The sequence below is a fragment of the Agrobacterium genomosp. 2 str. CFBP 5494 genome (assembly GCF_900013495.1).
Classification (GTDB): Bacteria; Pseudomonadota; Alphaproteobacteria; order Rhizobiales; family Rhizobiaceae; genus Agrobacterium; species Agrobacterium pusense.
On the sequence record NZ_LT009719.1, the window covers coordinates 1,621,841 to 1,642,707 of the forward strand.

The window sequence follows — 20,867 nt, forward strand, 5'->3', positions numbered from 1 at the left end:
ACAATAGAGGAGAACAGGACAATGAAGAAAACGATACTTCTGAGTGGGATTCTCATGCTCGGTGCGGCTGCCCTGCCGGCGCAGGCCCAGCAGACCGTGACGTTCCTCGGCTATAGCGGCCTTTTCCAGGAGCGTTACACGAAGGCCGTCATCGAGCCTTTCATGGCCGCCAACCCTGACATCAAGGTCGAATATTTCCCGCAGCAGGGTTCTGCCGCCATGCTCGGCTCGCTGCGCGCCCAGAAAGCTGCACCGCAATCCGATATCGCGCTGATGGATGTCTCTGTTGCCAAAACCGGCACCGATGAAGGCCTGTTCGACACGATCGATGAAAGCGTGACGAAGAATGTCGCCGACCTTTATCCGAACGCGCGCTTCGAAGGTGTGGCCGGTGTTGGCGTGACTTTCGACAATCTGGTTCTCATCTACAATACCGATGCGGTCAAGACCGCCCCGGACAGCTGGAATGCCCTGAAAGACAGCGCCTTCAAGGGCAAGGTCGCCATGCTGAGCGCCCCTGACATCGTCGGTATCGGCACGACGATCATCATGGATCACATGAATGGCGGCAAAGACTTCATCAAGAATATCGACGCCGGCATCAATGCGATGGCGGAAGTCGCGCCGAACGTCCAGACCTGGGAACCGAAACCGGAAGTCTATCCGAATGTCGTCAATGGCCAGGTATCGCTGGGCGTCGGCTGGAACGCCCGCAGCCAGGTGAATGCCGATGGTTCCAAGGGCAAGATGAAGGTCGTTCTTCCGAAGGAAGGTACGATCCTCCAGATCAATACGCTCAACCTCGTCAAAGGAGGCCCTTCGTCCGAGGCGGCCCGCAAGTTCGTCGATTATGCATTGAGCCCGGAAGCCCAGGCCGCTTTCACCGCCGCCATGTATTATGCGCCGACCAATGCCAAGGCGACGGTGGCTGCCGATGTCAGCGATCGCACGGTCGTCAAGGCGATGGACAAGGTCATTCCTGTTGACTGGATCGGCCTCTCGAAGGTTCGTGACCAGATCACGCAGGACTGGCGTCGCAAGGTCATTCCGCTCAGCCGCTGAGGCTTTTCGCGCCTGGCGTGAGAAATGGCAAGACTTCCGCACCCCTTGTCGGCTGCGGAAGCAGCATACCAAACCTCTTGGCTCATCTTCTCCACCGACGCTCGGTTCGGTGGCGAGGTGGGTCGGCGCGCAAGGGACAGGACATGTTCAAGACGCCAAGTGTCTGACATGCTCTGGAGAAAGGCAAAAAGCCAGAATGGGAACTTCAGACATCATGCAGCCAGGATTTCTCTCAATTCGTTCGCTGACCAAGCGCTATGAAACCATGGTCGCCGTGGATAATCTCAATCTCGAGATACCCAAAGGCGAACTGGTCGCCTTTCTCGGTCCGTCCGGCTGCGGCAAGTCGACGTCGTTGCGCATGATTGCCGGGCTTGCCCCGGTGACGTCGGGCTCGATCCTGATCGATGGCAAGGACGTAACCCGGCTTGCGCCCTACAAGCGCGATATTGGCCTTGTCTTTCAGAGCTATGCGCTGTTCCCGCATATGACGGTTCTCAAGAACGTCATGTTCGGTCTTGAAATGCGCAAGGTGCCGGCTGCGGAAGCGGAACGGCGTGCCCGTGAGGCAATCGCCATGGTGCGTCTGGAAGGGCGCGAGGACCGCCGACCGGCCCAGCTTTCCGGCGGCCAGCAGCAGCGTGTCGCACTGGCACGTGCTCTCGTCATCCAGCCCTCTATTCTCCTGTTCGACGAGCCTCTTTCCAATCTCGACGCCAAGCTGCGCGACGAGATGCGCTCTGAAATCCGCCGTATCCAGAAACAGCTCGGCATCACTTCAATCTTCGTCACCCATGATCAGGTGGAGGCGCTCAGCATGTGCGACAAGGTCGCCGTCCTCAATGGCGGGCGTCTGGAACAGCTCGGCACGCCGCACGACCTCTACGAGCGCCCGGCGACGGCATTCGTCGCCTCTTTCGTCGGCCGCACCAACCGCCTGGTCGGAAACGCGGTCGGCGATCACATCACGGTCGGTGATGCGGTATTGCGGGCGCCCGGTTCGCACAATGGCACGATCGATCTTATGGTCCGGCCGCATCGCATGGCAATGACGGTGGCCGGTGACGTCGCGCCCGATTTCGAGGGAGCACCGGTCAATCGTATCGCCGGTGAAGTCCGCGATGTCTATTATGCCGGTGACATCCTCCATTACGAGATCGCCGCGGGCGGCCAGACGCTGTCCGTAGAGCGTGCCACATCAGGCGGCGAAACGCCGGTGGCGGCGGGCAGCGCGGTCAGCCTCGTCTGGCGCGTGGAGGACACGCTGGTCTTCGGAGCAAACCAATGACAGCGGCGGTCATGATCACGGCTCCCGGCAGCCGTACATCCTCCATGGTGTTTCTCGCAACGCTTCTTCTCGGGCCGATCATTGCGGTCAACGGCCTTGCCTTTGTGATGCCGGTCTTCAACCTGCTCCTGCTTTCCTTCCGCGAAAGCCTCGGCGGCGGCGGTCTTGGCGAAGCCCACACACTCGACAACTGGACATCGACGCTGACCGACGGTTTTTATATCGAACTGATCGGCCAGAGCATTCTGACCAGCCTCTTGATCACCGTCCTCACGCTTATCGCTTCCTATCCCATCGCGCTCTATCTTCACCGGGCGCAGGGTCGCTGGAAGACGCTGCTGCTGGTACTGGTCATCTCGCCGCTTTTGACCTCGGCCGTGGTGCGTACCTATGGCTGGATCGCGATCCTTGCCGATGACGGCCTCATCAACAATATCCTCTTCGCATTCGGTGCGGAAAGCGGTGTGCGGCTGCTGTTCAACAAGGTCGGCGTTGTCATCGGTCTCACCGAAATCCTGATGCCCTATATGATCCTGGCGCTGCTTGCCGGTTTCGGCAGGCTCGATCCGCGTGTCGAGGAGGCGGCCGAAACACTCGGCGCATCGCCCTGGAAGGTGTTCTGGCGCATCATCGTGCCGCTCACCATGCCCGGTGTCGCGCTCGGTTGCCTGCTCTCTTTCGTCCTCGCCGTCAGTTCGTTCATCACCCCCAAGCTGCTTGGCGGCGGGCGTGTCTTCCTTCTGGCGACGGAAATTTACGATCAGGCCATCGTGACGCTCAACTGGCCGCTCGCTGCGACGTTGTCGATGATCATTCTCGTGATCTTCGGTGCAGCTCTGGTGCTTTATTCCCGGCTTCTGCGGGCCATTCTTTAGGGGAGATCGAAGATGGAAGAACGTCCCGTTCCGCTGGCGCTGAAAATCGTCGCCTTCATCATGTTCCTTTTCTGCTGGCGCCCGTGGTGCTCGTGGTGCCGATCTCGTTTTCGGCCGATAGCTACATGGCTTTCCCGCCTTCGGGCTGGAGCCTGCGCTGGTATGTGGATCTCATGCATAATTCGAAGATGATGGGAGCGCTGGGCACCAGCACCCTTCTCGCCATCATCGTCACCGTGCTGTCCATGCTGATCGCGCTGCCGGCCTCCTATGCCATCGTTCGCATGCGGGTCATCGGCGCGGACGCGCTTCTCGCCTTCTTCACCGCGCCGCTGCTGCTGCCGACAATCGTTCTCGGCCTTGCTATCCTTATCGTCTTTGCCGGTGCCGGTCTGCTCGGCACCTTCACCGGTCTGGTGATCGCGCATCTCATCATCGTGCTGCCTTATGCGCTGCGTGTGCTTACCACCTCGCTTGCCGGCCTGCCGCTGATCTTCGAAGAGGCCGCCTCCACCCTGGGCGCATCGCCGCTCACGGTTTTCCGCCGCGTGACCATGCCGATGATTGCGCCGGGTGTCGTGGCGACGGCGGCGCTTTCCTTTTTGGTGTCGTTCGATGAAGCCGTGATTTCGCTGTTCCTCACGGGTCCGCGCATCACCACGCTTCCGGTCGCCATGTATCAGCATGTGGAGACGCAGGCGGATCCGCTTGTTGCGGCCATTTCCGTTCTCTTGATCGTGCTCACACTTGCCGTCGTCTTCATCGTTGACCGCACGGCGGGCCTGACAAAGACTTTTGTGAAGTAAAGTCGCGGGGTCGCCGGCCGGTGCCGGCTGCCCCTGACTGGCAAAGGCGAAGATTTCATTCCCGTTTATCAACACCGCTGCTGCATCGGTGCGACTCGTCGCGCCTGTTGATCTCGCTTGGAACGACGAAGGCAAAGGTAAGCCCATGGCCGAGACCCCCTCCACGGAATTTGATGTCGCCGTCATTGGCGCTGGTGTCGTCGGTTGCGCGGTCGCCCGCCGTTTCGCACTGGCCGGTGCGAAGGTGGTGGTGATCGAAAAAGGCCCCGACATCCTCTCCGGCGCTTCCAAGGCCAATAGCGCCATCCTCCATACCGGTTTCGATGCGCCGGAAGGCAGCCTGGAGCTGGAACTGGTGAAGGCAGGCCGGGCGGAATATCTCTCCATTCATGGCCGGATGGGTCTCAGCATCGTCGAAACGGGCGCACTGGTCTGCGCCTGGAACCCGGGCGAAGCGGAAAAACTGCAGGCGATCGCCGAACAGGGGCGGCGCAACGGCATTGCCGGGCTTGAGTTACGCACGGCCGAGCAGGCCCGTGAAGCCATGCCGGGCCTGTCAGGCCGCCTTGTCGCCGCACTTGACGTTCCGGGCGAACATATCATCGATCCCTGGTCCGCGCCGCTCGGCTATCTCACGCAGGCGGTGGCGCTGGGTGCCCAGCTGCTGCGCAACGCGGAGGTCCTGTCCGGTGCATTCGACGGCGTGTGGCAGATAGAGACGACGGCAGGCACTATATTTGCCGCCAGCGTCGTCAATGCCGCCGGGCTGTTCGGAGATATCGTCGACGCACGTCTGGGATTTCCGCCCGACTTCACCATCAAGCCCCGCAAGGGGCAGTTCGTGGTGCTTGATAAAGCTGCCCGTCGGTATGTGCCGCGCATTGTTTTGCCCGTTCCGACCGAAATCACCAAGGGCATCGTGGTGTGCCCGACCGCCTTCGGCAACGTTCTTGTCGGTCCGACGGCGGAAGAGCAGGAAGATCGCGAACGCGCGACGGTCGAGACGGCGCCGCTGGAAGGACTGCTGGAACGCGGTGCGGAGATCGTTCCCGCGCTGGCCTCCGTTTCCGTGACGGCTGTTTATGCCGGTCTGCGCCCGGCCTCTGAAAAAAAGCACTACCGGATTTCCATCCGGCCAGACCGGCGGGCGATCACGCTCGGCGGCATTCGCTCCACGGGCCTCAGTGCGGCGCTCGGACTGGCGCAGCATGCGCTGAGGCTTCACGAAGGTTTCGGTACGCGCTTTAACCCGCCATCCTCAATCCCCGAAGTGACGATGCCCAATCTGACCGAAACCTGCGGGCGGGACTGGCAGCGTGCCGATCACGGCGAAATCGTCTGTCATTGCGAACTCGTCACCCGCAGGGAAATCGAGGCGACATTTTCGAGCCCGGTGCCACCCGGCGATTTCGGAGGCCTGCGGCGGCGTACCCGCGCCGGGATGGGGCGCTGTCAGGGCTTTTATTGCAACGCGCGGTTGGCCGCGATGACCGGCGACCGTCTGGCAACGCCGCTTTCCGTCCGGGAGGGAGCGGACCTATGAGCGCCGGGGAGCCGTTTCCGCGCGTGCATCAAAACCTTGAGAATGCAGATGTCATCGTGGTCGGCGGCGGTCCGGCGGGCGTGGCTGCGGCGCTGGAGCTGAAAGCGCGCGGTATCCCCCGCGTGATGATCCTCGACCGTGAACCCGCTCTCGGTGGCGCCACCCGGCATTGCGTGCATTCACCTTTTGGCATGCGCGAATTCGGACGCGTCTATTTAGGCCCGGCTTATGCGCAACGCCTGCAGCGACAGGCGCAGGAATCGGATATCGATATCCGCACCGGTCATTCCGTCGTCGAGCTGGGGCAGGATGGCACGCTGCTGGTGACATCGGCACGCGGCGTCGGGACACTGAAGGCCCGGCGCATCGTGCTGGCCACGGGCGCGCGGGAAAAACCACGCTCCGCGCGGCTTCTGCCCGGTGACAGGCCGGTGGGCGTCCTGACCACCGGCACGCTGCAAGCCTATGTCGCCTTTCACGGCATCATGCCATTTCGCCGGCCGCTGATCGTCGGTTCGGAACTTGTTTCCTTTTCTGCGCTTTTGACCTGCCTTACGCATCATGCCCGGCCGGTGGCGATGATCGAGCCGGAACCTTATCCATTCGCGCGGTGGCCTTTTCGATGCTTCCCGCCGGTTGTTGGGGTGCCCTTTCATTGTGGCGCCGCACTCACGGATATCCGCGGACGCGGCCGGGTCGAGGAGGCGGATATCCGTCTGGTGGATGGTCGTATCCTGACAGTTCAGTGCGATGGTGTTCTGCTCACCGGGCGATTCACGCCGGAGGCGGCGCTTCTCGATGCATCCGCGGTGGAGGTGGCGGCAGGCAGTGCCGGGCCGTTGATCGACCAGGACGGGCGAATGGCCAATCCGATCTTCTTCGCCGGCGGAAATGTCTTGCGGGCCGTGGAAACGGGCGGCTGGGCGTTTCGCGAAGGCCGTCGGGTTGGCGCGGCGGTGGCAAACGATCTCGCCCGGGCACCCTGCAGCGCGCCGGGGGTGCCCGTCACCTTCGCCGATCCGCTCAAGCTGGCGGTTCCCGCCATGTTACGGCCGGGCGGGCTCGACAGACCCGCATTTCATGACTTTCAGCTTCGTTTCACCAGGCGCGTTCGAGGCCTGCTTTCGCTTCATCTCGATGGAAAGGAAGTGTGGAGCAAGACCGGCCAGTGGTTCCCTGAACGCCGTGTGCTTGTGCCCATTCCCGCTGCGGCGTTTGAAGCGGCTCAGATTTCCTTTCATTTTCAGGAGACCAGTTGATGCGCATTGCGGCGATCGACCAGGGGACGACGTCAACCCGGTGCCTTGTGGTGACCGATGGCGGCAAGGCGGAGATTGTGGCCAGCCGGCGTCACGCACAATTTTACCCCGCCGCCAATCATGTGGAGCATGATCCGGAAGAACTGCTTGTTAATATCCGCGCGGTGCTCGCCGCCGCCGGGCCGGTGGACGCCATCGCCATTGCCAATCAGGGCGAAAGTTGTCTGGCGTGGGATGCCGTCAGCGGTGAGGCGCTCTCGCCGGTCATCGTCTGGCAGGATGCCCGCACCGCCCAGACGCTGGCCGCCCTGCCGCCCTCGGCAACACATCTTTCGAAAGAGATTTGCGGGCTGCCTCTCGATCCGTATTTTTCGGCCAGCAAACTGGCCTGGCTGGTCAGGCACAATCCGGCAGTGGCAGAGGCGAAGACGGCCGGGCGTTTGCGGCTGGGCACCACCGACGCGTTCTTTCTAGACCGGCTGACGGGCTGTTTCCGCACCGACCTTGCGACGGCGTCGCGCACGGGGCTGCTGGATCTTTCAACCGGAGACTGGAGTCCGGAGCTCTGCGCGCTGCATGGCGTGGCGATGGATTGCCTGCCCATGGTCGGCCCTGTCGACGGCGGCTTCGGCTCGATCGAGGGAACGCCCATCCGCGTTTCCATCGTTGATCAGCAGGCCGCACTTTATGGCCACGGCTGCCGCACGGCAGGCGATTGCAAGATAACTTTCGGAACGGGGGCGTTTCTGTTGTCCGTTGCCGGTAACGGGCGCGCATCGACGGGGGAGCTTCTGCCAACAATTGCCTGGCAGATGCAGGGCGCGCCTGCCGTTTTCGCCATTGAAGGCGGCGTTTATGATGCCGGCGCGGCGGTCGAATGGGCGAGAAAGATTGGCCTCTACGCTGAAAATGCCGAACTCGATTGTTTTGAGGGGCCATCGGCCATTCGCCGTGGTCTCGCGTTCGTACCCGCGTTTTCGGGCCTTGCCGCGCCTTATTGGGACAGACACGCCGCGCCGCTGTTCATCGGTATGAACCACGCCACCGAGCGGAGTGACATGGTGCGCGCGGTGCTGGAAGGCATTGCCCTGCTGACGGCGCGGCTGATCGAAGCTGCATCGGCGGTTGCTCCTATAGGCGACACGATCTCCATCGATGGCGGCCTGTCGAACAGCCGCTATTTTGTCCGTTTTCTGGCAGCAGCCAGCGGCCGGACCATTTGCGTGCCGGCCATGCGCGAGTTGACGGCGCTCGGTCTGGCCGAACTGTGCGGCATAGATGTCGCCGCCATGCGGCGCGAGACCGAGATATTCGCGCCCGATGGATCAGTCGGCGCCGAAGATCATGCCCGGTTCGCACGCGCCATAGACAATGCCCGCTGCTGGGGGCGGTAAGGCGCCTCGGCAACAAGCTGTCACACCTCCTTTGGCGTAGAGGGACCAGTGGGTGGAATTGAACAGGCGACAAAGGCGACGAAATTTGATAAATTACAAGTCGGCCGGTTGCTGTTTGACGCACGGGTGAAAGTCGCCGGGCGTTCCCATACTGCCAGCCGGATCATGGCGCAGGAGGAGAAGTGCTATGACGGCATTCCATGTCATGGCCGGTGCGAGTGGCGAATTTGCCCGCCCGGAAGTCCGCAAGATTGGTATTGCAGATATAGCCGACGCGTTAAGGCTGGGACTGGAGGACTTTAAAGAAAAGCCGTCCCATTATTTTTTTCTCTGTCTCATGTATCCGATCGCCGGTGTTTTCATGGTGATGTGGAGTGCCGGCGCTAATATGCTGCCGCTGATCTATCCTCTGATGTCGGGTTTTGCACTGATTGGACCAGTCGCGGCGATCGGCCTCTATGAAATCAGTCGACGGCGCGAACAGGGGTTGGATAGTTCGTGGCGGCACGCGCTGGAGGTTCGTCACTCTCCGGCACTGCCGTCGATCATCGCGGTCGCCGTCATGCTGCTTGTGCTTTTCGCCGTCTGGCTGATTGTTGCGCAGCGCATCTACACCGCGAATTTCGATGCGACGGCACCGGTTTCGCTCTCCACCTTCCTCTCCGATGTATTCATGACCCCGCAAGGACTCTCTCTCGTCATCTGGGGAAATCTGGCTGGCTGCGTTTTTGCCGTCATCGTGCTGGCGACAACGGTGGTGACGTTTCCTCTGCTGCTTGATCGGGATGTCGGCGCGGTCGCGGCGGTGGATGCAAGCATCCGTGCCACGCTTGCCAACCCGATTCCGGTGGCGCTGTGGGGCTTGATTGTCGCTGCGCTGCTCGTTCTCGGGACGATCCCGGCATTCGTCGGTTTAGCGGTTGTCGTGCCCGTTCTCGGCCATTCTACATGGCACCTTTATCGGAAAATGATCGTCCCCGATTATTCCAGCCGTATGCCTTGAATTTATCGAGCAAACCTGTCGTGCCGTTCTTGCGGTGATGACGGGTAACCTTCGAAAGCGGCGGTTCGTAAGATCGGCGCAACCACATTCAGGATTGTGGAAGCAGCACGCCGACGGCAAATTCTTCCTCGGTTGCCGTGTGGCCAGCCTGTGTCTTGCGATATTCGCTGGGCGTAAAACCGCGCTCGGTTCGAAGCGTACGGGAAAGGTGGGGTGCGTCGCAAAAGCCGGTGGCAAGCGCGATCTGGGTGATGGGGTCGTGCGTGGTGCGCAGGAGCGAGAGCGCCCGGTCGAGACGGAGCTCCAGATAGACCTTGGATGGTGCCGCCCTCAGATCATTGAGGAAACGCCGCTCGAGGCTGCGGCGGCCAAGGCCGAGGTCGCTTGCCAGTTCCAGCACGGTCTTGGGAACCTCGATATTCTGCTGCATCCGCAGGATCGCTTTTTTGACAAGGGGATCGCTGGCCTTACGTGTGCTCTGCTGACCGGGCTGGGGTTTCTCACCGCTCAGCGCGCTGTCGATCATCATGATGTTAAGGCTCTTGATGGCGGCGGATTGGCCGACATGGCGCTCGACGAGGAAAGCCGCCAGATGCGCGGCACCATGGCCGCCCGAACAGGTCAGCCGGTCGCGGTCGATGACGAAGATCTGGTCGGAGATCATCTGAACCGTATCGAAACGGTCGAGAAAATCCTGGTGGTGGAACCAGCTTACGCAACAGCGATAGCCATCGAGCAGGCCCGCTTCGTGGAGGATGAAGACGCCGGTGCAGAGGCCGACAATCGGAACGCCTGCCGTTGCGCGGTCTTTCAGGAAGCGCAGTGCTTCCGGCGGCAGGGCGCTGTGATCGCTGATCAATCCGCCGACAACGACGATGTAGTCGTAGTGACCGGCATCGCTCAGCCGCGTATCCGGCTGCACTTTCACGCCGCAGCTCGACTGCACACTGCCGAGCGTTGCGGAGAGCACCGACCATTCGCAGAGGATGGGTCGGGAGCGGTCCGCCTCGTCCGCGGCAAGGCGCAGCACGTCGACGAAATTCGCAAAGGCTGACAGCGTGAAGCGGTCGGCAAGCAGGAAGGCGACGCTGAGGCGTTTTTTGGCGGCGTGCGATTTCATGACGCAAATATTCATGCAAACAGACGCGATTGTCCAGCCGGGGGACGGCAAATGCTCCTAGCTTTTACGACAACAGATTTTCCAACCGTCGGGTCCGATCATGACGCGTTTTAATGCTTTCAGTCTTTTGAAGAATGCCCTGACAGGCAATAAAAACTGGGAAGAACAATGGCCCGACAGCCAGCCGAAAGCCGAATATGACGTGATCATCGTCGGCGCGGGTGGCCATGGTCTTGGGGCGGCCTATTATCTGGCCAGCCAGCATGGCATCACCAATGTTGCGGTCATCGACAAGGGCTGGCTCGGCGGCGGCAATACCGGCCGCAACACGACGATCATCCGCTCCAACTATCTCTATGACGAAAGCGCCCGTCTTTACGATCACGCCGTCGATCTCTGGGAAAATCTCAGCCAAGAACTGAACTACAACGTCATGTATTCGCGGCGCGGCGTGCTGATGCTGGCCCATAATGTTCACGATGTGCAGAGCTTCAAGCGTCATATCCATTCCAATCGCCTGAACGGTGTCGACAATCGCTGGCTCACGCCTGAGGAATGCAAGGAATATTGCCCGCCGTTGAGCCTTTCGCCTAATGCGCGTTACCCTGTCATGGGGGGCGCATTGCAGGAGCGAGCGGGCACGGCGCGCCACGATGCGGTCGCCTGGGGTTATGCCCGCGGTGCCGCCGCCCGCGGTGTGGATATCATCCAGAACTGCCCGGTCACCGCTATTCGCCGCAACGCCGACGGTTCCGTTGCCGGTGTCGAGACGGCGAGGGGCTTCATCAAGGCCAAGAAGGTCGCAGTCTCCGCCGCCGGCCACACCTCTGTCGTCATGGATACGGCCGGTGTCCGCCTGCCGCTTGAGAGCTATCCCTTGCAGGCGCTGGTGTCGGAGCCGATCAAACCGATTTTCCCCTGTGTTGTCATGTCGAACGCCGTGCACGCCTATATCAGCCAGTCGGACAAGGGCGAACTGGTGATCGGTTCGGGCACGGACCAGTATACGTCCTATTCGCAGCGCGGTGGCCTGCCGCTGATCGAGCATACGATCGCGGCCATCGTCGAAATCTTCCCGATCTTCAACCGCATGCGGATGCTGCGCAAATGGGGCGGCATTGTCGACGTCACGCCGGATCGCTCGGCCATCCTCGGCAAGACCCCTGTCACTGGTCTTTATGTGAATTGCGGCTGGGGCACTGGCGGGTTCAAGGCCACGCCGGGTGCTGCCCACACCTTCGCCTGGACCATCGCCAAAAACGAACCGCACCCGATCAATGCGCCGTTCACGCTGGAACGCTTCCGCTCCGGCCGCCTGATCGATGAGGCCGCCGCCGCCGCCGTGGCGCACTGAGGATAACGACCATGCTTTTGATCCGCTGCCCCTATTGCAACGAAACGCTGCCCGAAGCCGAATTCACCTATGCCGGGCAGGCCCATGTCGTCCGCGCCGCCGACCCGTCGTCGCAGAGCGATGAGCAATGGGAAGAATTCCTGTTCATCCGCGAAAACGTCAAAGGTCCGCATTTCGAGCGCTGGCGGCACCTGCATGGTTGCGGCCGCTTCTTCAACGCCGTGCGTGACACGGTAAGTGACCGTTTCCTCACGACCTATCGTGCGGGTGAACCGCGCCCTGAACTGTCCTCCCTGACACGCTTGACCGCAAGCTCCGAGGTGTCGAAATGAACTCCTATCGCGTTTCCGGCCGGGGCCGGGTGGATGCTTCCCGTTCGGTCAGCTTCACTTTCGATGGCAAGACCTATCGCGGCGTCAAGGGCGATACCGTCGCCTCCGCGCTTCTTGCCAATGGCGTGCATCTCATGGGCCGCTCGTTCAAATACCACCGCCCGCGCGGCCCGGTGGCGGCGGGTTCCGAAGAGCCGAATGCGCTGATCGGCACCCGCCGCGGCGCCGGCCGGTTCGAGCCCAATACCCGCGCCACGGTGCAGGAAATCTGGAACGGGCTGGAAACCACCTCGCAGAACAAATATCCGAGCCTGAAATTCGATATCGGCGCTGTCAATGACATGGCCTATATGCTGTTTTCGGCCGGGTTCTACTACAAGACGTTCATGTGGCCGAAGAGCTTCTGGAACAAGGTCTATGAGCCCTTCATCCGCGCGGCCGCGGGTCTCGGCGTTTCGCCGACGGAAGAAGATCCTGACACCTATGCCTCGCGCAACCTGCATTGCGATGTGCTGATTGTCGGTGCCGGTCCCGCCGGTCTCGCAGCTGCGCGCGCGGCGGCGGTGGATGGCCTCAAGGTCGTGCTGGTCGATGAAAATGCCGAAGCCGGCGGAACGCTGCTCTCGGAACCGCAGGCGAAGATCGATGGCAAGCCCGCATGGACCTGGCTTGCTGATGAATTGAAGGCCCTGAAGGATCAGGGCGTCAAGGTGATGACCCGCACCACGGCGATTGCCTATTACCACCAGAACATGATCGGCCTTTGCGAAAAGCTGACCGACCATCTCGAAACCGTGCCGAAGGGTGTGCCGCGCGAACGCCTGTGGCGCGTTCGGGCGCGTCAGGTGGTGCTGGCGCAGGGCGCACTGGAAAAACCGCTGGTTTTCCACGGCAATGACCGGCCGGGCGTGATGCTCGCAGGTTCCGCCCAGACCTATCTCAACCGCTATGGCGTCAAGGTCGGTAACCGCCCGGTGGCGGTGACGAGCCATGACAGCGCCTGGTATGCCGCTTTCGATCTTCACGGTGCTGGCGCACCTGTTCAGGCCATCGTCGATACCCGCGCCAAGGTGCGCGAGGAGCTGGTAAACGAGGCGCGTGCGCTCGGCATTCCGGTCAAGCTCTCGCATACGGTCACGGCGACGTCGGGGCGGTTGCGCGTCAAGTCGGTTCGCGTCAATCCGGTGAATGGTTCCACGGTCGGCGCAGGTCAGGAAATTGCCTGTGATGCCGTGCTGATGTCGGGCGGCTGGACGCCATCGCTGCATCTCTTTTCCCACACGCAGGGCAAGATTGCCTGGGATGACGAGCGCACGACCTTCCTGCCAGCGCTCACCAATGAGGATTGTGTGATAGCGGGCGCCGGTCGCGGGCTCTGGGGCATCGAGGCCGCACTGAAGGACGGTGCGGAGCGGGGCCGTGAAGTCGTTGCAGCCCTTGGCAAGAACGCCAATGTTTCCAGCCATGCGGTCGACCATGACCGTATCGGCAGCGGTGTATCGCACACGGAACTACCAAGCGACCGCGATGCCGGCAAGGCCAAGGCCTTTGTCGATTACCAGAACGATGTGACCGCCAAGGACCTGCGGCTTGCCGTGCGCGAGGGCATGCGCTCCATCGAGCATGTCAAACGCTACACCACCAATGGCATGGCCACCGATCAGGGCAAGATGTCCAACATCAACGGCCTCAACATCGCTGCGGAAGCGCTGGGCAAACGCCAGCCGGAAGTTGGGCTCACCACCTTCCGTCCGCCCTATACGCCGACAACCTTTGGTGCCTTCGCCGGTTATCACCGCGGCGCGCATTTCGAAGTGACGCGCAAGACGCAGATCGACAGTTGGGCTGAGGCCCATGGCGCGGTTTACGAGCCGGTCGGGCAATGGCGTCGCGCCTGGTATTTTCCAAAGCCTGGCGAGAATATGGATGCCGCCGTTCGCCGCGAATGCCGGGCGGTGCGCCAGAGTGTGGGCATTTTCGATGCCTCGACGCTCGGCAAGATCGAGGTCGTCGGTCCCGATGCGGTCGAGTTCATGAACCGCATGTATACCAATCCCTGGACGAAGCTTGCTGCCGGTCGCTGCCGTTATGGTCTGCTGCTTGGCGATGACGGCTTCATCCGTGATGATGGCGTTATCGGCCGCATGACCGAAGACCGTTTCCATGTCACCACCACGACTGGCGGTGCCGCCCGGGTGCTGAACATGATGGAGGATTACCTTCAGACGGAGTGGTCCGATCTCAATGTCTGGCTGACCTCGACCACGGAGCAATGGTCCACCATCGCTCTCAACGGTCCGAATGCGGCAAAGCTGCTCGCGCCGCTGGTGGAAGGTGTCGAGCTGACCGAAGAGGCCTTCCAGCATATGTCCTGCGTGGAATGCACCGTTGCCGGCATGCCGGCGCGGCTATTCCGCGTCAGCTTCACCGGCGAGATCGGCTTCGAGGTCAATGTGCCGGCACCGCTCGGTCGCAAGCTCTGGGAAATCCTGTGGGAGGCCGGTCAGCAATATGAGATCACGCCTTATGGTACCGAGACCATGCATGTGCTGCGCGCGGAAAAGGGCTACATCATCGTCGGGCAGGATACCGACGGCACGGTGACGCCATACGACGCGGCGATGGGCTGGGCCGTGGGCAAGAACAAGCCCGATTTCGTCGGCAAGCGCGGCCTTGCCCGTCCCGACCTCGTCGCCAAGGGCCGCCGTCATCTCGTCGGCCTACTGACGGAAGACCGTTCGAAGCTGGAAGAGGGCGCGCAGATCGTCTTCGATCCGAAACAGCCGATCCCGATGAAGATGGTTGGCCACGTAACGTCATCCTACCATTCGGATGCCGTTGGCCAGCCGATCGCGCTGGCTCTGGTGGAAGGCGGCCATGAGCGGATGGGCGAGACCGTCTACATTCCCATGCTGGACCGCACCATTGCCGCAAAAATCACCGGGATGGTCTTTGTCGATCCCGAAAACACTCACCTTAAAATCTGACCCGGAGCCGACAATGAACATGCGCGTTTCCTCCTCCGTTTCCGGCGTGCTCGCCGAAAGCAAAGCGGCACGGGTCAGCATCTCGGCCGCACAAGCCCGGTTTTCGCTGCGTGCGCGCGGCGATCTGGCGCCGCTCAACGCTGCCCTCGGCCTCGACTTGCCCGACCGGATCGGCGCCCGCGCCGCTTCCGGTGAGATTGAAGTTCTGCGCCTTGGTCCCGACGAGTGGACCGTCGTTGCACCGACGGCCGAAATCAATAGGCTGATCGCGGCCTGCGCAGACGTTTATGCCGACCTTCCGCACAGTCTTGTCGACATTTCCGGCCGTGAAGTGACGATGTTGATCGAAGGTCCGCGGGCTGCTGAGTTGCTGACATTGGGCTGCGCCCGCGACATCGACACCATTGCCGTTGGCGAGGGACGCCGGACGATTTTCGACGGCGTGACCGTGGTGCTTTGGCGAGATGCCGAACACCGGTTCCGCATGGATGTCTGGAACAGTTTCGCGTCGCATCTCGGCCATCTGCTTGAAACCGGCTGCAGGGAGCTCGCCGCCGAAACCGTCTGAACGCGTTGCAGTTTCAGAACCGTCCAGGAGCTGATCCACCAAGGGGAGCAGGATTTGACCACCTATGTCATGAAAGTCTCGTGCCCGGCGCGCAGCGGCATCGTTGCGGCCGTATCCGGATATCTCGCGCGGTCCGGCTGCAATATCAATGACAGCTCGCAATTCACCGATCAGGAAACCGGCCGTTTTTTCATGCGGTTGAGCTTCGTTTCGGAGCAGGGGCTGGAGCGGGACGCTCTCGCCGAGGGTTTTGGTCCGATCGCCGTCGACTTCGACATGCAATACGACATCCACGACCTTTCCCGCAAAACCAGAGTGGTGATCATGGTGTCGCGCTTCGGTCATTGCCTCAACGATCTGCTTTATCGCTCCCGCATCGGCGCATTGCCGGTGAAGATCGTCGCGGTGATATCCAATCATCTCGATTATCAGAAGCAGGTTGTGAACGACGACATTCCGTTTCATCATATCCGCGTCACGCCTGAGACAAAACCGGAAGCCGAAGCGGAAATCCTGCAGGTGGTGCAGGATACTGGCGCGGAACTCGTCGTTCTCGCCCGTTACATGCAGGTTCTGTCGGACCGGCTGTGCCAGGAAATGTCGGGCCGCATCATCAACATCCACCATTCCTTCCTGCCATCATTCAAGGGCGCAAATCCCTACAAGCAGGCCTATGAGCGCGGGGTACGGCTGATTGGAGCAACCGCCCACTACGTCACCGCCGATCTCGATGAAGGGCCGATCATCGAGCAGGACACGATCAGGGTAACCCATGCACAGAGCGCGATGGATTATGTGTCACTCGGCCGCGACGTGGAGAGCCAGGTGTTGGCGCGCGCGATACATGCCCATATCCACCACCGGGTTTTCCTGAATGGCAACAGGACCGTGGTTTTCCCCGCCTCGCCGGGAGAATATGTCTCGGAGCGGATGGGCTGAGCGCGGCGCTGCCGTAGCCCCGGCTCCGCCATCCCCTTGAACAGGCGCGAGGCGCGGGCTGCTGAACGGCAGCCGCCCTCGTCCGGTGCCGGGTCAACCGTCATACTCATCGTCGGTGACCTGTTCCAGCCAGTCCACCACCTTGCCGTCCTTGACCTCCTGAAGCGCGATATGGGTCATGGCCACATCAGGTGCGGCCCCGTGCCAGTGCCTCTCGCCCGGTGCGAACCAGACGATATCACCGGGGCGGATTTCCTCCACCGGGCCACCGTCACGCTGTGCCCGGCCGAGACCGGAAACCACGATCAGCGTCTGACCCGGGGATGGGTGTGCCATGCCGTGCGCGCCCCGGGTTCAAAGGTAACCTGAGCGCCCTGCACCCGCTCTGCATCGAAGGGGTTGAAGAGCGGATCGATGCGGACCGTGCCCGTGAACCAGGCCGCGGGGCCTTTTGCCGATGCCCGTGTTCCTGCGCGCAATATTTCCATGGTCATTCTCCTGACTGATGTTCCAGGCCGGCGTGAAGCGCGTGGCCTGCCGTCGCCCACAGGGCGGGGCGGGGTCATCGCTTTCCGCATTCTGTGAAGCCCTGCCGCCGGTCTCCGCCACGCGCTTCATTCTCGCGTGTTTCCGAGAGTTGCGCCGGCCGCTTCCGGGACCTTTTCAGACCGCTCGACAAAAATCAATCTCGGGATTGACTCACTTATGAAAACGGTTACATTCGCTAATGTAAACGGTTTCATAGTCGATATCCGTTGCTTGGAGGAGCAAGTTTTCATGTTTAGACATTTGTTGGCTGCTGCCGCGATGGTGCTGGCGGCGGGCACGTCCGTGCACGCGCAGGAACAGAGTTTCAAGATCGGTCTTTCCAATTCTTTCGTCGGCAGCGAATGGCGCACGCAGATGATCGAGGAAGCTCAGGCTGCCGCGAAGGCGTGGGGCGAAAAGGGCGTCAAGGTCGAGGTTGTCGTCCAGAGCGGCAATGTCGACGTGCAGGGGCAGATCGGTCATATCCGCAATTTCATGAACCAGGGCGTTGATGCGATCCTCATCAATCCCGGCAGCCCGACCGCCTTCGATCCAATCTTCGCGCAGGCCAAGGCACGCAACATCCTCGTCATCGCAACCGACGCCGAAGTGTCCTCCAAGGATGCGATTTATGTCGGTATCGACCAGAAGGCATGGGCCGCGCAGTCGGCGCAATGGCTGGCGGATGCGCTGAAGGGCAAGGGAAGCGTCGTCGCCATCAACGGTATCGCGGGCAATCCGGCAAACGAAGCCCGCGTCGCCGGTTATCGCGAAGTGTTCAAGAAATATCCTGACATCAAGGTGCTGAACGAAGCCAATGCGAGCTGGGATCAGGCGCAGGGGCAGCAGGCCATGCAGAACCTGCTTGCCACTTATCCCGACATCAGCGGTGTCTGGGTGCAGGACGGCATGGCCGACGGCGCGTGGCGCGCCATCGAAGCCGCCGGCAAGACGAAGGACATTGCTGCGACCGGTGAAATCCGCAAGGACTTCATGACCCGCTGGGAAAAGGAAAAATTCAACTCCGGCGCCTCGGTCAATCCGCCCGGCGTGATGGCCAGTGCGCTCAATGTCGCTGTCCTGAAGCTTCAGGGCAAGGAATTCAAGGACGGTATCTTTGGCGGCACCTATGGCAACGCCATTTATATTCCGATCCCCTTCGTCAGCAACGAAAACCTTGCCGACAATATCAAGGCTGCAGAAGGCAAGCCCGGTTACTGGTCCGTTACGGCGACCGTGACGCCGGAACAGGCCGGCGAGTTCTTTAAATAAGAACCGTCCCGGGCCGGCGGAAGCGCCGGCCCGAACCGGAATTTCGAGTGCGGACCGCGCGTTGGCTGGCCGCCTGTGACAAGCATTATTCGGGGACATGCGATGGCGAACGCTTTGGAAGCGGCCGGCATAACGAAGAATTTTGGCGCCGTACGTGCGCTTTCGGACGGCAGGCTGACTGTTGGTCGCGGTGAAATTCACGCGCTGCTGGGCGCCAATGGCTGCGGCAAGAGCACGCTCTGCAAAATCGTTGCTGGCGCGGTGGCGCCGACGAGCGGCACGATCAAATTCAAGGGCGAAGATGTGCGCTTCAAGAGCCCGCGTGACGCCGAAGACGCCGGTATTGCGCTGTTTTACCAGGAACTCAGCCTTGTTCCGCAGCTTTCGGTTGCCGATAACATCTTTCTCGGCCGGGAGCCGAAACGTGGCATTTTTGTTGACCGTAAGGTACTGAAAGCCGAGGCGGCAGGGCTGATCGCCCTGTTTGACGGCGTGGCCGGCGAAGGACTGGAGCCGGATGCGATCGTTGGCACTCTGCCGCCCGATCAGCGCCAGCTCGTCGAAATCCTCAAGGTCTTTGCCCAGAATGCCAGCCTCATGATTATGGATGAGGCTACGGCAGCGCTCGATGGCCGCCAGTCCCAGCGCTTTTTTGAGATACTCCGGGCCAAGAAGGCCGATGGCGTCTCGACCATCATGATTTCCCACCGTCTCGACGAGGTTTTTGCCGTCTGCGACCGCATTACCGTGATGCGGAACGGCGCAACGATTTCCGAGCTCGATACGGCGGCAACCACGCGTGAAGCTGTGGTGCACGATATGGTCGGCGATGTCCGCGCAGCACCTGCCCGCCAGCAGGGACGCGCTGCCGCAACTCCCAGCCTCAAGGTGACGGATGTTACAGGCGAAGGCGTGCGCGGTGTCAGTATTGAAGCTTACCCGGGTGAAATCGTCGGTCTGGCCGGCCTGCAGGGGCAGGGACAGTCGGCGCTTTTGAAGGGGCTGTTCGGCGCGACGCCCTTTGCGACGGGCCAGACATGGTTCGATGGCCGTGAAATTACCATCGGCAAGCCATCGCACGCGGTTCACAACGGTTTTGCCTATGTCTCGGGCGACCGCGGGCGTGACGCTTCCCTTCAGGGCCGGTCGATCTTCGAAAATCTCGTCGCGGCCCTGATGGTGCGCGAAAAGATGCGGCTGGTCCGGCCCGCCACGCTGAAGCCGCGGGTGCAAAAGGTCGCGGATGATATGAAGACGAAGTTTGCCGGCCTGGATATGGCGATCGGCACGCTTTCCGGCGGCAATCAGCAGAAGATATTCATTTCCCGCTGGCTCGCCACAGCGCCGAAACTGCTTCTGCTGGATGATCCGACCAAGGGTATCGATCTCGGCGCCAAGGCCGATCTTTTTGCGCTGATGCGTCAGCAGGCCGATGCCGGCGCGACCATCCTTCTTTATTCCTCGGAAGATGCGGAAATCCTCGAATATGCCGACCGCATTCTTGTGTTCAACGGCGGACGCATCTCTGCGGAACTGACCGGAGCCGACATGACATCTGTAAACATGACCCGCGCCGCTTATGGAGATGCCGCATGAGCGTCTCCGGTTTCCTGCGCAGGCAGCCATGGGTCATCACCCTCGTCGTTCTGGCCGTTCTCGTCGCCGTGAATACGTTTCTGCAACCGTCCTTCGTTCAGCCCTCGGTGCTGCAATCGAACCTGACGACGTTCCTGCCGCTGATCCTGGTCGCCATCGGCCAGACCTATGTCATTCTGGCGGGCGATATAGATTTGTCGGTTGGCAGCATCGTGGCGCTCGCCAATGTCGTCACCGTCAGCGTCATTGCTGCTCTTGGCGGCACGACTGGCGCTGTCTTCGCCGGCATGGCAGCGGGTGTAACCGTTGGGCTACTCTGCGGCCTGGTCAACGGCCTCTTCATTTCGGGCCTGCGTTTCCAGCCGATCGTGACCACCTTCGCGACAGGCATCATCTTTGCCGGGATGGCGATCTGGGTTCTGCCGCAGGCTGGCCTGCCGGTGCCGGAGGCCTATTGGCAGACCTATTCCGGCAGCTTCTTCGGCCTGCCCTTCGTGCTTTGGGTGCTGATTGCCGGCATCGCCTTCACGCTTATCGTGTCGCGTATTCCTTTTCACACGCATCTGCTTGCGGTGGGTGGCAATCGCACCGGCGCCTTCCAGACGGGGCTACGCCTCTCCGGCATCCGTATCGGCGCTTACATGATCTCTGGTCTTTTCTCCGCGCTGGCGGCGCTCTGCCTGACGGGTGAGACGGCCTCCGGCGATCCGCTTCTCGGCGCAAGTCTGGCGCTATCTTCCATCTCTGCGGTGGTCTTGGGCGGTACGGCGCTTTCCGGCGGCTTCGGCAGTTCGACCGGGTCGATCGCGGGCGCGCTGGTGCTGGGCATGATCGGCAATGTGATCTTCTTTGCGGGCCTGCCCTTCGAGTACCAGACACTGGTGCAGGGTCTGATCGTGCTGACGGCTCTGGCCGGTGGCGTTCTGGTGACGAGGCGTTGA

At 61.4% G+C, this 20,867-nt stretch carries 17 protein-coding genes and 2 pseudogenes; 17 read left to right on the forward strand and 2 right to left on the reverse strand.

The genetic code is table 11. The features are described from left to right. Nucleotides 1-21 precede the first annotated feature (21 nt). The 8 genes and pseudogenes from AGR2A_RS22415 (at nucleotide 22) to AGR2A_RS22450 (ending at nucleotide 9,230) form a co-directional block, all read left to right on the forward strand. A complete protein-coding gene (locus tag AGR2A_RS22415) occupies nucleotides 22-1,062 on the forward strand; it encodes an ABC transporter substrate-binding protein (RefSeq protein ID WP_006698406.1) in 1,041 nt (346 codons plus the stop codon). 214 nt (nucleotides 1,063-1,276) lie between these two features. Continuing rightward, nucleotides 1,277-2,350: an ABC transporter ATP-binding protein gene (locus tag AGR2A_RS22420; RefSeq protein ID WP_072493428.1), complete on the forward strand. Its 1,074-nt coding sequence runs from the start codon at nucleotides 1,277-1,279 to the stop codon at nucleotides 2,348-2,350. Then, complete coding sequence (locus AGR2A_RS22425; protein WP_004445419.1) at nucleotides 2,347-3,225, forward strand: ABC transporter permease; 879 nt, start codon at nucleotides 2,347-2,349, stop codon at nucleotides 3,223-3,225. Before AGR2A_RS22420 ends, AGR2A_RS22425 begins: the two co-directional genes overlap by 4 nt. Before the next feature lie 12 nt (nucleotides 3,226-3,237). Then, nucleotides 3,238-4,031 (forward strand): annotated as a pseudogene (locus tag AGR2A_RS22430) (ABC transporter permease). Between the two features lie 145 nt (nucleotides 4,032-4,176). After that, the gene (locus AGR2A_RS22435) at nucleotides 4,177-5,574 is read left to right on the forward strand and encodes an NAD(P)/FAD-dependent oxidoreductase (RefSeq protein ID WP_072493120.1); all 1,398 of its coding nucleotides are present in this window, start codon (nucleotides 4,177-4,179) and stop codon (nucleotides 5,572-5,574) included. Continuing rightward, complete coding sequence (locus AGR2A_RS22440) at nucleotides 5,571-6,833, forward strand: NAD(P)/FAD-dependent oxidoreductase (RefSeq protein ID WP_072493119.1); 1,263 nt, start codon at nucleotides 5,571-5,573, stop codon at nucleotides 6,831-6,833. Before AGR2A_RS22435 ends, AGR2A_RS22440 begins: the two co-directional genes overlap by 4 nt. Next, on the forward strand, nucleotides 6,833-8,227 hold the full coding sequence (locus tag AGR2A_RS22445) for an FGGY family carbohydrate kinase (protein ID WP_072493118.1): 1,395 nt from the start codon (nucleotides 6,833-6,835) through the stop codon (nucleotides 8,225-8,227). Before AGR2A_RS22440 ends, AGR2A_RS22445 begins: the two co-directional genes overlap by 1 nt. A 187-nt stretch (nucleotides 8,228-8,414) precedes the next feature. Then, nucleotides 8,415-9,230 (forward strand): DUF2189 domain-containing protein, encoded by an 816-nt coding sequence (locus tag AGR2A_RS22450; protein WP_072493117.1) that lies wholly within the window; start codon nucleotides 8,415-8,417, stop codon nucleotides 9,228-9,230. Nucleotides 9,231-9,318: 88 nt separating this feature from the next. On the opposite strand, the gene AGR2A_RS22455 is transcribed toward AGR2A_RS22450, so the two are convergent. Beyond that, a complete protein-coding gene (locus tag AGR2A_RS22455) occupies nucleotides 9,319-10,365 on the reverse strand; it encodes a GlxA family transcriptional regulator (RefSeq protein ID WP_167378238.1) in 1,047 nt (348 codons plus the stop codon). Between the two features lie 85 nt (nucleotides 10,366-10,450). Between AGR2A_RS22455 and AGR2A_RS22460 the strand changes: the two genes are divergently transcribed. From AGR2A_RS22460 to purU, 5 genes are read left to right on the forward strand one after another with little or no spacing between them, the layout of a single operon-like run. Continuing rightward, entirely contained in the window at nucleotides 10,451-11,704 is a 1,254-nt protein-coding gene (locus AGR2A_RS22460) for a sarcosine oxidase subunit beta family protein (protein ID WP_044459223.1), read from the forward strand. Nucleotides 11,705-11,715: 11 nt separating this feature from the next. Continuing rightward, nucleotides 11,716-12,036, forward strand: a complete 321-nt coding sequence (locus AGR2A_RS22465) for a sarcosine oxidase subunit delta (protein WP_004445406.1) — start codon at nucleotides 11,716-11,718, stop codon at nucleotides 12,034-12,036. Continuing rightward, a complete protein-coding gene (locus tag AGR2A_RS22470) occupies nucleotides 12,033-15,023 on the forward strand; it encodes a sarcosine oxidase subunit alpha (RefSeq protein ID WP_072493115.1) in 2,991 nt (996 codons plus the stop codon). Before AGR2A_RS22465 ends, AGR2A_RS22470 begins: the two co-directional genes overlap by 4 nt. A 13-nt stretch (nucleotides 15,024-15,036) precedes the next feature. Next, on the forward strand, nucleotides 15,037-15,591 hold the full coding sequence (locus AGR2A_RS22475; RefSeq protein WP_072493114.1) for a sarcosine oxidase subunit gamma: 555 nt from the start codon (nucleotides 15,037-15,039) through the stop codon (nucleotides 15,589-15,591). A 54-nt stretch (nucleotides 15,592-15,645) separates the two neighbouring features. Further along, nucleotides 15,646-16,530, forward strand: coding sequence for a formyltetrahydrofolate deformylase (gene purU, locus AGR2A_RS22480; RefSeq protein ID WP_072493113.1), 885 nt, complete (start codon nucleotides 15,646-15,648; stop codon nucleotides 16,528-16,530). Between the two features lie 93 nt (nucleotides 16,531-16,623). On the opposite strand, the pseudogene AGR2A_RS22485 reads toward purU, so the two are convergent. Beyond that, nucleotides 16,624-17,018: pseudogene (locus tag AGR2A_RS22485) on the reverse strand ((R)-mandelonitrile lyase). Between AGR2A_RS22485 and AGR2A_RS29725 the strand changes: the two are divergent. From AGR2A_RS29725 to AGR2A_RS22500, 4 genes are all read left to right on the forward strand, one after another. Further along, nucleotides 16,945-17,115, forward strand: a complete 171-nt coding sequence (locus AGR2A_RS29725) for a hypothetical protein (protein WP_167378212.1) — start codon at nucleotides 16,945-16,947, stop codon at nucleotides 17,113-17,115. The pseudogene AGR2A_RS22485 and the gene AGR2A_RS29725 sit on opposite strands and share 74 nt — an antisense overlap. A gap of 192 nt (nucleotides 17,116-17,307) precedes the next feature. Then, nucleotides 17,308-18,330 (forward strand): substrate-binding domain-containing protein, encoded by a 1,023-nt coding sequence (locus tag AGR2A_RS22490; protein WP_004445399.1) that lies wholly within the window; start codon nucleotides 17,308-17,310, stop codon nucleotides 18,328-18,330. A 102-nt stretch (nucleotides 18,331-18,432) separates the two neighbouring features. Continuing rightward, nucleotides 18,433-19,926: a sugar ABC transporter ATP-binding protein gene (locus AGR2A_RS22495; protein ID WP_072493112.1), complete on the forward strand. Its 1,494-nt coding sequence runs from the start codon at nucleotides 18,433-18,435 to the stop codon at nucleotides 19,924-19,926. Further along, nucleotides 19,923-20,867, forward strand: coding sequence for an ABC transporter permease (locus AGR2A_RS22500; protein ID WP_072493111.1), 945 nt, complete (start codon nucleotides 19,923-19,925; stop codon nucleotides 20,865-20,867). Before AGR2A_RS22495 ends, AGR2A_RS22500 begins: the two co-directional genes overlap by 4 nt.